General features: G+C 55.9%; 13 protein-coding genes. 7 read left to right on the top strand and 6 right to left on the bottom strand.

From position 1 onward, the window contains the following. The 3 genes from ACTIKR_RS18200 to ACTIKR_RS18190 all read right to left on the bottom strand — a co-directional run. Nucleotides 1-146: cytochrome d ubiquinol oxidase subunit II (locus tag ACTIKR_RS18200; RefSeq protein ID WP_442328601.1), on the bottom strand; the 146-nt coding region annotated here is incomplete at its 3' end. Further along, on the bottom strand, nt 136-1,581 hold the full coding sequence (locus ACTIKR_RS18195; protein WP_193089709.1) for a cytochrome ubiquinol oxidase subunit I: 1,446 nt from the start codon (nt 1,579-1,581) through the stop codon (nt 136-138). The genes ACTIKR_RS18195 and ACTIKR_RS18200, both read right to left, overlap by 11 nt. A 210-nt stretch (nt 1,582-1,791) precedes the next feature. Next, nucleotides 1,792-3,030 carry a GDSL-type esterase/lipase family protein gene (locus tag ACTIKR_RS18190; protein WP_442328600.1) on the bottom strand — a complete coding sequence of 413 codons (1,239 nt, stop codon included), beginning with the start codon at nt 3,028-3,030 and terminating at the stop codon, nt 1,792-1,794. Nucleotides 3,031-3,296: 266 nt separating this feature from the next. Here ACTIKR_RS18190 and ACTIKR_RS18185 point away from each other — a divergent pair, with 266 nt between their 5' ends. Both ACTIKR_RS18185 and ACTIKR_RS18180 read left to right on the top strand, forming a co-directional pair. After that, complete coding sequence (locus ACTIKR_RS18185; protein WP_193089711.1) at nt 3,297-4,205, top strand: LysR family transcriptional regulator; 909 nt, start codon at nt 3,297-3,299, stop codon at nt 4,203-4,205. A 149-nt stretch (nt 4,206-4,354) separates the two neighbouring features. Further along, nucleotides 4,355-5,533 (top strand): MFS transporter, encoded by a 1,179-nt coding sequence (locus ACTIKR_RS18180; RefSeq protein ID WP_442328599.1) that lies wholly within the window; start codon nt 4,355-4,357, stop codon nt 5,531-5,533. An 83-nt stretch (nt 5,534-5,616) separates the two neighbouring features. Here the strand turns inward: ACTIKR_RS18180 and ACTIKR_RS18175 are convergent, their stop codons facing one another. Beyond that, a complete protein-coding gene (locus ACTIKR_RS18175; RefSeq protein ID WP_193089713.1) occupies nt 5,617-6,570 on the bottom strand; it encodes a LysR family transcriptional regulator in 954 nt (317 codons plus the stop codon). Nucleotides 6,571-6,766: 196 nt separating this feature from the next. Here ACTIKR_RS18175 and ACTIKR_RS18170 point away from each other — a divergent pair, with 196 nt between their 5' ends. Both ACTIKR_RS18170 and ACTIKR_RS18165 read left to right on the top strand, forming a co-directional pair. Continuing rightward, nucleotides 6,767-7,753 (top strand): Bug family tripartite tricarboxylate transporter substrate binding protein, encoded by a 987-nt coding sequence (locus ACTIKR_RS18170; RefSeq protein WP_442328598.1) that lies wholly within the window; start codon nt 6,767-6,769, stop codon nt 7,751-7,753. A 52-nt stretch (nt 7,754-7,805) separates the two neighbouring features. After that, nucleotides 7,806-8,771 (top strand): alpha/beta fold hydrolase, encoded by a 966-nt coding sequence (locus ACTIKR_RS18165; RefSeq protein ID WP_193089715.1) that lies wholly within the window; start codon nt 7,806-7,808, stop codon nt 8,769-8,771. Nucleotides 8,772-8,882: 111 nt separating this feature from the next. Here ACTIKR_RS18165 and ACTIKR_RS18160 read toward each other — a convergent pair whose 3' ends face one another. Continuing rightward, on the bottom strand, nt 8,883-9,620 hold the full coding sequence (locus tag ACTIKR_RS18160) for an aldolase (protein WP_442328597.1): 738 nt from the start codon (nt 9,618-9,620) through the stop codon (nt 8,883-8,885). A gap of 190 nt (nt 9,621-9,810) precedes the next feature. Here ACTIKR_RS18160 and ACTIKR_RS18155 point away from each other — a divergent pair, with 190 nt between their 5' ends. The 3 genes from ACTIKR_RS18155 to ACTIKR_RS18145 all read left to right on the top strand — a co-directional run bounded on the left by ACTIKR_RS18155 (nt 9,811) and on the right by ACTIKR_RS18145 (nt 11,529). Beyond that, nucleotides 9,811-10,479, top strand: a complete 669-nt coding sequence (locus tag ACTIKR_RS18155) for a DsbA family protein (RefSeq protein ID WP_442328596.1) — start codon at nt 9,811-9,813, stop codon at nt 10,477-10,479. Then, complete coding sequence (locus ACTIKR_RS18150) at nt 10,476-10,811, top strand: SMR family transporter (RefSeq protein ID WP_226817144.1); 336 nt, start codon at nt 10,476-10,478, stop codon at nt 10,809-10,811. The genes ACTIKR_RS18155 and ACTIKR_RS18150 overlap by 4 nt, the downstream gene beginning before the upstream one ends. 142 nt (nt 10,812-10,953) lie before the next feature. Further along, nucleotides 10,954-11,529, top strand: coding sequence for a phosphonate degradation HD-domain oxygenase (locus tag ACTIKR_RS18145; protein WP_442328595.1), 576 nt, complete (start codon nt 10,954-10,956; stop codon nt 11,527-11,529). Here ACTIKR_RS18145 and ACTIKR_RS18140 read toward each other — a convergent pair. Further along, nucleotides 11,519-11,799 (bottom strand): NADPH-dependent FMN reductase (locus tag ACTIKR_RS18140; RefSeq protein ID WP_442328594.1); only part of this gene is annotated, 281 nt, incomplete at its 5' end. The genes ACTIKR_RS18145 and ACTIKR_RS18140 overlap by 11 nt on opposite strands.

The raw sequence follows: 11,799 nt of genomic DNA, 5'->3' as shown, positions 1-11,799 counted from the left end.
GTATTCATCATCACATCACGGTCTTCACGGCGGGGCATGAGCGGAAACAAAATCCCGATGCCCAGATCGAAGCCGTCCATAATCACATACATCATGATTCCGAAAAGGATGATCACAGCCCACAAGAGCGAAATATCAATTCCCATGACGGTCTCCCGGTGTTGGTGTGCGCGACTCTTCATCGGTATCGGTCGCCGCCGACAGCGGCCTTGCCGGTGTACGACCCTCTCCCGGTCCTCCACCATCGATTTCCAGATGAGGAGTGGGTTGCGGTCCCTGAGCCATAATGTGAAGCATATAGACAATCCCCGCACCGAACAGCACGAAGTACACCACGATAAACAGAATCAGCGTAATGCCCAGTTCCAGCGGACTGTGCGGCGTAACGGCATCGGCCGTACGCATGACGTTATAGACAACCCACGGCTGGCGTCCTATTTCAGTGGTGTACCAGCCAGCCAGAATGGCGACCAGACCGCTCAATCCCATATAAACCGAGAAACGATGCAGTATCGGGCTGTCGTATAGCCTGTCCTTCCAGCGTGCATACAATGCCCATACGCCCAGCAGCAGCATTAGCATACCAAGCCCCACCATAATCCTGAATGTCCAGAACACGATGGTTGAGTTGGGTCTGTCTTCGGGCGCAAATTCCTTGAGAGCCGGAATTGTGCCGTCCAGGCTGTGCGTCAGGATCAGGCTACCCAGACGCGGCACTTCCACTTTGAAGCGCGTCTCTTCCCGCTCCATATCGGGCCAGCCAAACAGCACCAATGGCACACCCTCGCCATCCGGCCCGTTTTCCCAATGCCCTTCCATTGCGGCCAGTTTGGCCGGCTGGTGTTCGAGTGTATTCAGACCGTGCAAATCGCCAACCAGGATTTGAATCGGGGCAACAACAAGCAACATCCACATCGCCATGGAATACATCTTCTTGACTGCGGGCTGCGCATTCCGACGCAACATGTGCCAGGCAGCAACCGCTCCCACGATCAATGCAGTCGCAAGAAACGCCGCAATGACCATGTGAATCAGGCGATAGGGGAAAGAGGGGTTGAATATGACGGCAAACCAGTCGACAGGCACCACGCGGCTGTCGATGATTTCGTACCCCTGCGGGGTCTGCATCCAGCTGTTGGAGGCCAGAATCCAAGTGGCGGAAATGAGGGTTCCGATCGCGACAAGAATGGTGGAACACCAATGCAGCCTTGGTCCCACCCTATGCCAGCCAAACATCATCACACCCAGAAAACCCGCTTCAAGAAAGAATGCGGTCAATACTTCGTAGGTAAGCAACGGTCCGGTCACGCCGCCGGCAAAGTCGGAAAAGTAACTCCAGTTGGTACCGAACTGGTAAGCCATCACCAGGCCGGACACCACGCCCATGCCGAAGTTGATCGCAAACACGCGCAACCAGAAGTGGTACAGGTCCCGATAGACGGTATTGGCTGTCTTGAGCCATAAGCCTTCGAGCACGGCCATATAACTGGCCAGCCCGATCGTAATGGCAGGGAAAATAATATGAAATGAGATCGTGAACCCGAACTGTATTCGGGCCAGAGTCAGAGTGTCCAGCTCCATTTGCTGCTCCTGGAGGATTGAAACATACGCGCACGGTATGGACATCTGCTGTCATGGAAAGTTCCGCCAGTAACCAGCGAGCCCACATTTGTACTGCATCATATTACAGATGCATTATTGTACTTTGCTTTGCGCACGAACAGGACAGGCCCGGCGATAAATATGACAAATGCCTGAAGCGGCGGCGCAGCCGAACTATACACATGTGCCTCATTGGCAAGAACTAATCTGCCCCGCAATCGCCTGAGCCAGCACCGCATTGCCCGCCGGCCCCGGATGCAGATGGTCGCCCGAGTCGTAGCGCGCATCCAGTTTTGTGGCGTCGTGCCGGTCCTGCAGCAGCCTGTCGGCATCGACCACCGCATCAAAAACCCCGGCATCACGTATCCATGCGTTGACCGCCAGGCGCAGATGGTTCTTGCGGTCATCGTAGTAATTGTCCAGCGGCGTTCCAGCCAGCGCACCACGAAACGGAGCCAGCGTGACGCCAATGACGCGCAGACCTCTGCTTTTGGCGAACGCCGCCAGCTTGCGATATCCCGCCTGCAGTGAACTTAATGCGGGCATCGACTGGGTCGGTGCAAAAGCGGTCCCGGGCCAGCTGATATCATTGATTCCGATAAAAAGCACCAGCGTCGTCACACCCGGCGCATCAAAAACGTCGTGTGAAATACGCGCCATTGCATGCTCACCCATTTTATCGCCAAGCAGGCGCGCGCCCGAAATGCCGGCATTGATCACACCAATCCCTGCAGAACGCAGCGTGTCGGCCATATAGTCTGTCACGCGTGTGTTGGAGTCTATCGGCACACCGTTGCCATCAGTGATGGAGTCCCCCAGCACAGCCGCGGTACAGGCCGGCGATTCACTTTCAGTGTCGATGCGGGTCAGAAAAACCCGGGCCTGCGTGCGGTGCAGAACTTGATCTGCAACCGACATCGGGCTTTGCGTCTGGTTTCCCTTGCGAAACATTGCCTGCTGGCGACCATCCCAATGAAAAGTCTCCAATGCCATTTTCGCTTTCACATAATGGGCGATTTGCAGTTGCTGCAGATCCGCGACCGGCATATCCAGCGGATCAGATATAACCTGCTGGCCGGGAGCAATGGTCACAACGGCCCTGCCGCTGAAAGTGGCCGTTTTCGGAGCATCGGTCAATCCGGCGTTCCCCGTCTTGCGACTGACCGTCGTCTGCTCCACTACCAGCGGCGCCGTGCCGTAGCGATTGGAGATCACCAGACGCAGGCGCTTGCCACCACGGCTGATCATCACATTCTGGGTGAATGTGGCATCCTGTATCGCTTGCGGGATGCCGGTAGGAAAAGCAAAGTCCTGTGCCCACACCGGCTGCGGGCTCGCCTGCCAGCTTGCCACCCATTGCCGGGCCTGCGCGGTAAAGGCAATCAGGCTCAAAAAGCCCGTCAGCAGTATATAGCGTGTTGATTTCAATGAAGTCTCCTGTGTATAAACGGTGAATGCAATGGGTAGAGCGCAATAGGCAGTGCATGGCAACGGCAAAGGCCCGTTGCACAATTTCGGCATACATGCGGTGCGCCAGACCGCAACTCGAGCAACGGCATTGAGGCATCCCGAAAGCCGTGCTATCTGCCGGCTATCGCTGTGACAACCGTGATTTCGTGCTTGCATGCAGTATGCGGCGTGCATGCTTTACAATCCAGACACCAGCAATCACAACATTTGTGAACAATATTCATATGTCATCTGCACCCAAGGGCAACAAGCTTGTCGAAATGGAACTGTTTGTGGCCACCATCGAGGCGGGCAACTTCTCCCTGGCCGCCCGCCACTTCTGCATGAGCCCTTCGGCAGTATCCAAGGCTGTTGCCAGGCTGGAAGCGCGCCTGCGGGTGACGCTGCTGAACCGTTCCACGCGCAAGCTGTCGCTTACGCCTGCAGGCGAATCTTTTTTTCACCGCAGCAAATGCCTGCTCTCGGAGCTGGATGACATCGAAGCGGGCATGACGCTGGATACCCTGCCCTCGGGCCCGCTGCGCATCAACACCAACGTGCCTTTTGGCGAACTGATCCTGTTGCCGCTGGTTCCTTTATTTCAAACGCAATTTCCAGACATCACGCTGAATATTGACCTGACGGACGACGTAGTAGATATGTACGACGCGCGCGTAGATGTCGCCATTCGCGCCGGCCAGTTGAGCAATTCCGATCTTTACGCACGCAAACTGGGGCAATCGCCCCGCGTCATCGTTGCTGCTCCGGCCTATCTGCAAAAGCATGGCATGCCGCAACAACCCGAAGACCTGACGCGATATCACAAGCTCGATTTGAACCTGTCGCGTTCGTTTCGCGGATGGCGTATGGAAAAAGACGGCCAGGCGCTGCAGGTCAGCATCGATGCGCAGATCAAGGTCAACAACGGAATGTCGCTCAAGCATCTGGCAATGCAAGGGGCTGGGCTAGCACGCCTGACCCGGTTCATCGTGGACAAGGAGTTGCAAAGTGGCGAGCTGGTCCAGGTGCTGGATAAGTACAACAGCCAGGAGTCTGAGTCGTTCTACGCGGTCTTCATGGGTAAACGCGACCTGATGCCACGCCGGGTCGCGGTTTTTCTGGACTTTCTGACCGAGCACACGGTTCTGCGCTAGGCGCAGCAACATCGCTGCCGTGCGCGCTGCCACAGCCAAACCGGCAATTCGTGAATTTTGCGCACAAATCATTTGCCGTAGACAGGCTGTTTCCCCAGGTTCGGGCAGGCAATAATAAGCCTGCTTTCATCTACCTATCGGGATTTATCATGCCTATTGCTGTTTATGCATTAATGGCCGGCGCTTTTGGAATCGGCGTAACCGAATTCGTGATCATGGGCTTGTTGCTTGAAGTAGGCAACGACCTGATGATCCCTGTCCAGACTGCTGGCACGTTGATATCAGGCTACGCGCTTGGTGTTGTGGTGGGCGCGCCCATCTTTACCATTGCCACGGGACGACTGCCCCACAAAACCACATTGCTGGTTCTGATGGTGATTTTTATTCTGGGTAACGCTGCCTGTGCCCTCGCACCCAATTACTGGTTCCTGTTGTTCGCCCGCGTGCTCACTTCCTTTGCTCATGGGACGTTTTTTGGTGTCGGCTCGGTCGTCGCAACCCGACTGGTAGCCCGGGATAAACAGGCCTCGGCGATCGCAGTGATGTTCACCGGGCTGACTGCCGCCAATATTCTGGGTGTGCCGTTTGGCACGTTCCTGGGCCAGATGTACGGATGGCGCGCCACGTTCTGGGCTGTAACGCTCATTGGCATTCTGTCCTTCTTTGTCATTCGTCATTATGTTCCGGCGAGCACCCGGGCGCAGGGTTCCGATCACAACTGGCGCGCCAGCGTACGCAGCCTGGCCAATGGCAGCGTGATCGCGGGCTTGATGACAACCGTGTTCGGGTTTGCCGGTGTGTTTGCCGTGTTCACCTATATCGCCCCGTTGCTCACGCAAATCAGTGGCTTTGATAAAACCGCGCTCTCGCCTATTCTGGTTGTGTTTGGGATCGGGCTGGTCATCGGCAATCTGCTGGGAGGCAGACTTGCTGACAAGTACCTCAAAACGACCGTGATCGTAAGCCTGCTTGCCCTGTCTGCGGTGCTCCTGCTCATGCCATGGGCCTTCCAGTATCAAATTCCTGCCGTGATTGCAGTTGGACTGTTTGGGGTGGCTGCTTTCAGCACCGTTGCGCCATTGCAAATGTGGGTACTTGGTAAAATTACCAATGCCGACCAGAGCCTGGTTTCCAGCCTGAACATTGCCGCCTTCAACCTGGGCAATGCGCTGGGCGCCTGGGCCGGCGGCATGGTTATTGCTCAGAATGGCGGCCTGCCATGGATTCCCTATGTGGCGGCATTGATGCCAATCGCCAGTCTGCTGATTGCAGTAGTCGCCATACGCAGGGAAAGAGCGCCGGTCATGCCGATTGCCTGCGCCAGCTGAACAGTCTCGGCCGGTGCGCGGCGGCCAACCGGCGGCGACCGATAAGCCTTGCGGCCGCAGACAAGCTGCATCCTCTTGCTTTTTTAAGTGTCGGGCAGCCCTGCAATGATGTGATCCGTTGTTTCGCGCAGCCACCGGCTCAATTGCGAATACTCGTTCTTCTCGCTCCATACCATCACCATATTCGCCTGCCTGAGCACCTCTGGCAGGCGAATTTGCGTCAGATCGTAATATTGCTGGTACTTGCGGGCGATGCGCTTTGGCATGGTAGTCGCATAGTCTGTTTCCAGAAGAAAATGCGGGGCCAGCCCGAAGTTCGACACATATGCGGTAAAGGGCATATCACAGTCAATATCATTGAGCGCCCGGGTAAAGTTTGTCTGTCTGCCGTACATATGAGAGAACGCCAGCCATTTGACTTGTGCAAGATCCGCCAAAGTCAGTTGGTCACGCCGGGCCAGTGGGTGGGCTGACGAAACCACGCAAACCCGTTCATCCTCAAACAGCGTTTTGTGTCGAAACCGGGCGCCCGGCGTCTGAAACAGTCCGATAGCCAGATCCATGCTGTCTGAATCCAGATCCTCCGGCACAAAATCGCCGTGTACGGGCTGAAAACGAACAGTGAGACCCGGCGCTGCCTTCTGCAGGGCAATGGTCAATGGCGCAGCCAGCAGCAACTCAATATGGGCGGCAGCGCCAATACTGATCACGCCGCTAAGCGCCGCCGGACTAAACGGCTGCCCGCTGCCTGCCGCGATTTCCAGTACGGTCAGGGCCTGATGTGACGCACGATACAGATCGATTGCGCGCTCCGTGGGCACCAGCCTTTTTTTTACCACCACGAACAGCGGATCATCCAGCAGCACGCGCAAGCGGGCCAATTCGCGACTGATTGCGGGCTGGCTTTTGTGAAGCCGCATCGCCGACTCGGTCACGCTCAGTGTCTGCATCAGCGAGTCGAATGTGAGTAAAAGACTCAAATTGAGGCGACGCAAAGCCGGGAACGGGTTTTTCAGATGTGATGGGTAATTATCCATAGCATTTTTGATATGCAAATCATGATAATAAATCATTATATAAATAATACCCGGGTTGTTAGAATGAGTTCCGACAATAAGCCTCGAACACTGCCTGACACATCAGCCTGACAAGGCCGTCCCGGCCCCGTTCGTGCCCGAGCCCCGCAACAGGGGCATCTGCTGTTCAATTTGAACGATCACAAAGGAACCAGACATGAGACACATCACAGGGAAAAATGCCCTCACAATTGCAGCTACGCTTGTTGCCTCGGCGCTTGCCGTCAACCAGGCCCAGGCTGAATCATTTCCGGCGCGCACCATTACCATCGTCGTGCCCTTCCCTGCGGGAGGTACGCCGGATATTCTTGCCCGCATCATGGGCGAGAAAGCGTCGGCACAGCTTGAACAGCCCATTGTCATAGAAAACAAAGCGGGAGCCGGCGGGTCCATAGGTATACAGGCAGCGGCCCGGTCAAAAAACGACGGATACACACTTGTGATGTGCGCCTATGGCTGTGCGGTTGCACCTTCCCTGTACAAACCGGCGCCTTATAATATTGAAACGCAATTTGCGCCCGTCGTTATGGTTGGCACTGTTCCCAGCGTGCTGGTGACCAATCCGAAAAACATACCTGCAAAAACCGTGCAGGATTTCGTAAGCTATGCCAAGGCGCACCCCGGCAAAATCAATGCGGCATCATCAGGCATTGGCGGCTCTGCCCATATTGGTATTGAAATGCTCAAGCGCGAAGCCGGTATCCAGATCGCTCACATCCCCTATAAGGGAGCGGGCCAGGTAGCCGGCGATCTGTTGGGCGGCCAGGTCGACATGTACTTCGACAACCTGCCCGCCTCGCTGGCAAGCATCAAGGCCGGCCGCCTGAATGCGCTTGCCGTGGCCAGCGAGGAACGCTCTGCTGCTATCCCCGACGTGCCTACGTTTGCCCAGGCGGGGTACCCAAATATGCTGATTACGCCCTGGTTTGGCCTGCTGGCGCCTGCCGGCACGCCACCGGAGAACATAAGCAAGCTGAATGCCGCCTTCAATGCCGCATTCAAAGATCCCGAAATCCAGAAGAAATTCACGGACCTTGGTGTCGATATTGCCGGCGGAACCTCGCAGGCGCTTGCCGACTTCATCACATCTGAAACCAGCAAGATTGCCACGCTGATCAAAGAAAACAATATCACGGCCAAGTAGGCCTGCCGCCACTCCAACGCACGGTGCCGGAGAGCATGACAAAGAGAGTTACATGAGCGAAGAAACGCACAAACCCGCAATCGGCCTCAGAGATATGGGTTCGTTTCATATTGGCGGGCGCACCGTGCAACTGCACGATCAACCGGAATATGAACGTGTGATGAGCGCCGGTGGGGAACCGGTCAGAATCAATCTGAACGGCACGTATTCGATTGAACAAATGTACGTGCAGTACTTTCTTGCTGAAAAGCCCAACGGCAAGGGTCCGCTTGTATTCTGGCATGGCGGCGGCATGACCGGCGCGGCGTGGGAAGCCACGCCGGATGGGCGCGAAGGCTGGGTCAATTATTTCATTCGCCATGGTTGGGATGTTTATGTATGTGATGCGGTGGAACGAGGCCGGTCGGGATTTGCCCCCTGGCCGCAAATCTGGCCTGAAAAGCCAGTCTGCCAGACCGTCAATGATATCTACAGCAGGTTCCGTATCGGAGATCGGGCTGACAGTTATGATCGCGACCCGACAAGACGAACGGCTTACCCGAATACACGCTTCCCGCTACACGCCTTTGACCAGTTTGCAAAACAGATGGTCCCGCGCTGGACCCATACCGACCAAGCCATCCTGTCTGCCTTTGAAGCACTAATGCGCCAACTAGGGGCCGCCAGCATTGTGTGCCATTCCCAGGCCGGGCCGCTTGCCTTGCAACTTGCCGCAAGGCATCCGGAACGGGTCCGGACACTGGTGGCCATCGAGCCGGCCGGCATACCCGATATCAGCCGCGCAGACTACCGAACGCCCACGCTGATGGTGCTTGGCGACAACATGGATACCGACAGCAGATGGCAACTGCTCAGGGAAAAAATCCTGACGTTTTGCGGTGCCGTCCCCGGCACGACGGTGCTATCGTTGCCTGAGATCGGCATCAGGGGCAATTCACATGTCATGATGATGGATAACAACAATCAGGACATCGCACAACTTATCAACGGGTGGCTGGGCAGGCGGATAAGCAAATAAAACCGCCCGATGGCGGGCGGCGTCTGCGCTTGCTGCGCCGTGTTCAGGTCGGACAAATATTTCTGGCATCTGTTTGCCGGCCTGCTGACCGGTGCCGTCGGCCCTAAGCGCTTACAGCAAGCGGCGCAGCGACTCAAAGAACAACATAGACTGCAGCCGTTCCTGCTGTATCTGGCTGGCCGCCAGTGCTGCCTTGTCTTCCTCCACCGGCTTTAACGGCAAGCCCGATGAATGCGCCAGTACTTCCACGCGCGCAGCGCGCTCCAGATAGTACAAATCATCGTACGCATAAGCGACGCTTTCACCACAGACTATCGGACCATGATTCGTCAAAAACGCAACATCGGCGCCATTCATGGCATGTGCAATGCGCTCGCCCTCGGCGTGATCCAGCGCCAGACCGTTATAGGTACGATCGACAGCGATTCGGTTGTAGAACCGCATCGCATTTTGCGATAGCAGCGGATCCAGCCCGCCGTTCTCGGTCAGCGTCAGTGCAGTCGCATAAGGCATATGCGTATGCAGCACACATTTTTTGCGTGCAATCCGATGTACGGCAGCGTGAATAAACAATGCAGTGGGTTCAATTTCATGTTTGCCCCACAATTTATTGCCATCGGCATCAACCATGACAATATCCTCGGCCTGTATTTCAGACCACTGGAAGCCGCGCGGATTCAGCAGGAACCAGTCGGCACAGGCGGGCACCTCGGCGCTAAAGTGATTGCAGACGCCCTCCGAAAGATCATGAAAGGCAGCCGCCCGCAAGGCCAGCGCCAGATCCTGGCGCAACCGGGTTGTCTCGTCCGAGTGATAAACGGCTTCATATTGATTCTGGATGGTGTCCATCCCGCTCTCCCTGATAATATTATTTTTCCAAACGTCAAATACCCCGCCTGCGAATGAAATACAATCGTTCACGCAGTATCGCCCACATTAGCAAGGCACGAGGACCGTATGACTAGTCTAGTGCCAATTGGCTCATTTGTGTAAATTTCGATCTGCTCAGCGATTTGCCACCTATTTACAGGGTCTCGCCATGAAAATCACACTGCACTATATTTATGATCCCCTTTGCGGCTGGTGTTATGCCGCCGAGCCCCTGCTTGAACGCGTTCTTGCCTCTCCCGTGCGCGAGAAAATTGCATTTGAAATGCATGCGGGCGGGCTGTTCCAGCGCATGACGCTGCCACAAAGCAAACGGGTCCAGATTGGCCAGGCCGACGCGCGTATCGCAAGCATGACCGGCCAGATTTTTGGCCAGCCCTATCTAGACGGATTGCTCGCCCGCGACGATACCATTTATGACTCCTTGCCACCCATTGCGGCCATTCTTGCGGTAGGCGCGATATCTACGGGCAGTGAATCAGCCATGTTGCAGGCCATCCAATATGCACACTACCGCGAAGGCCGCGCCGTCGTCCAGGAAGATGTGCTGGCAGATCTGGCGCAGTCGCTGCAGATTGAGCCTGCGTTATTTATCAGGACTTATCACGACATACTGAATGACAATATCCAGGCGCATCTGGACAGCACGCTCACGCTGATGCATTATGCCGGCGCACAAGGCTTCCCGGCCTTTGTGATTCAAAAGGACGATGTGCTCGAAAAACTGCAGCACGAGCGCTACTATGGTGATGCGGCTGGCTTTACTGCCCTGGTCGAAGAAAAAGTGGGCCCTGACCAAGGTGGGCGCTCATCACGATGATTTTCACCTATTTATATCTGGCTGGCGCGATCGTCATGGAAGTGCTTGCCACTTCCTTTCTTAAATCGTCCGAGAGCTTCACACGGCTTGTTCCTTCAATCATCACTATTGTGGGATACGCCGCTGCGTTTTACCTTTTGTCGCTCAGCTTGCGCACGATGCCTACTGGTATTGCGTATGCAATATGGTCGGGAGCCGGCATCGTGCTCATCTCGCTGATCAGCTGGATCTGGTTCGGGCAATCTCTTGATGGAGCCGCACTGCTGGGCATCGGCCTGATTATTGCCGGTGTCATCGTCATCAATGTATTTTCCGGCAGCGTTTCGCATTAGGGCAGTCAAGAAGGTTTCGCCTACAAATACTGGACCTGTCCACAACGGATGATTCGCTCAGGCATCATTTGTGGCACCTGGTCAACCGTCTGTCATTTTTGGGGGATATGCTGGTGCTTTTTACCCGAAAACAGGAACTTTCATGCCACTTACTCCCGAAGACATTCAATCGCTGTACGAGCAATATGGCGCCTCATTGTACGACGGCGAGGCAGTCACGCAACTGGAACATGCCCTGCAAGCGGCCTGTCTTGCCGAGACCGAGCGCGCTGCCGATTCGCTGATTGCCGCAGCCCTGTTGCATGACCTGGGCCACATCCTGGAAGCGCGCAATCAGGAGCGTGATAATGCATTCCCGGGCGTCGACCATCGCCATCAATTGGCCGCCGTGCCTTTTTTGCAGCCGGGGTTTCCGGAATCGGTCATTGAACCGGTCAAAATGCACGTCGATGCCAAGCGCTGCCTGTGCGCCATTGACCCAGATTATTTCGGGACGCTGTCGCCTGCTTCGGTGCACAGCCTGGGTCTGCAGGGTGGCCCGTTCAGCCAGGCAGAGGTTGAACAATTCCAGCAACGCCCTCACGCCCAGGACGCACTGCGTCTGCGCCGATGGGATGATCTGGCCAAGGTGCCGCAACGCACAACGCCTGATCTGGCACATTTCATGCGCTATGTGAAAAAGGTGTACCAGCCTGCTGCTATCACCCTCACGACGTAACGCCCACTGCGCTCGCCGTCCTGACCAGGGACAGCGCGAGTGCTTCAGCTGCCGAGCGCTGCTCTTCGCTTTGCAAAAGACCCGCTTCATCAAATGCGTTGGCGGCAAAGGGAATCGCCATGACCGATGGCAATACCAACATGCCCAATCCTGACAATACCGTGCGCAAATGCAACAGGCCCAGTCTGGTTCCAGACGGGCCTGTGGTTGCGCCTCCAATGGCTGCGACCTTGCCAATATAGGGTACTTTGCCGGGCTCGTCGCCGTCTG

This window comes from Advenella sp. (assembly GCF_052108595.1).
Classification (GTDB): Bacteria; Pseudomonadota; Gammaproteobacteria; order Burkholderiales; family Burkholderiaceae_B; genus Advenella.
The sequence above is the reverse complement of the archived record's forward strand: the minus strand, read 5'-3'. Positions and strand labels throughout refer to the sequence as shown.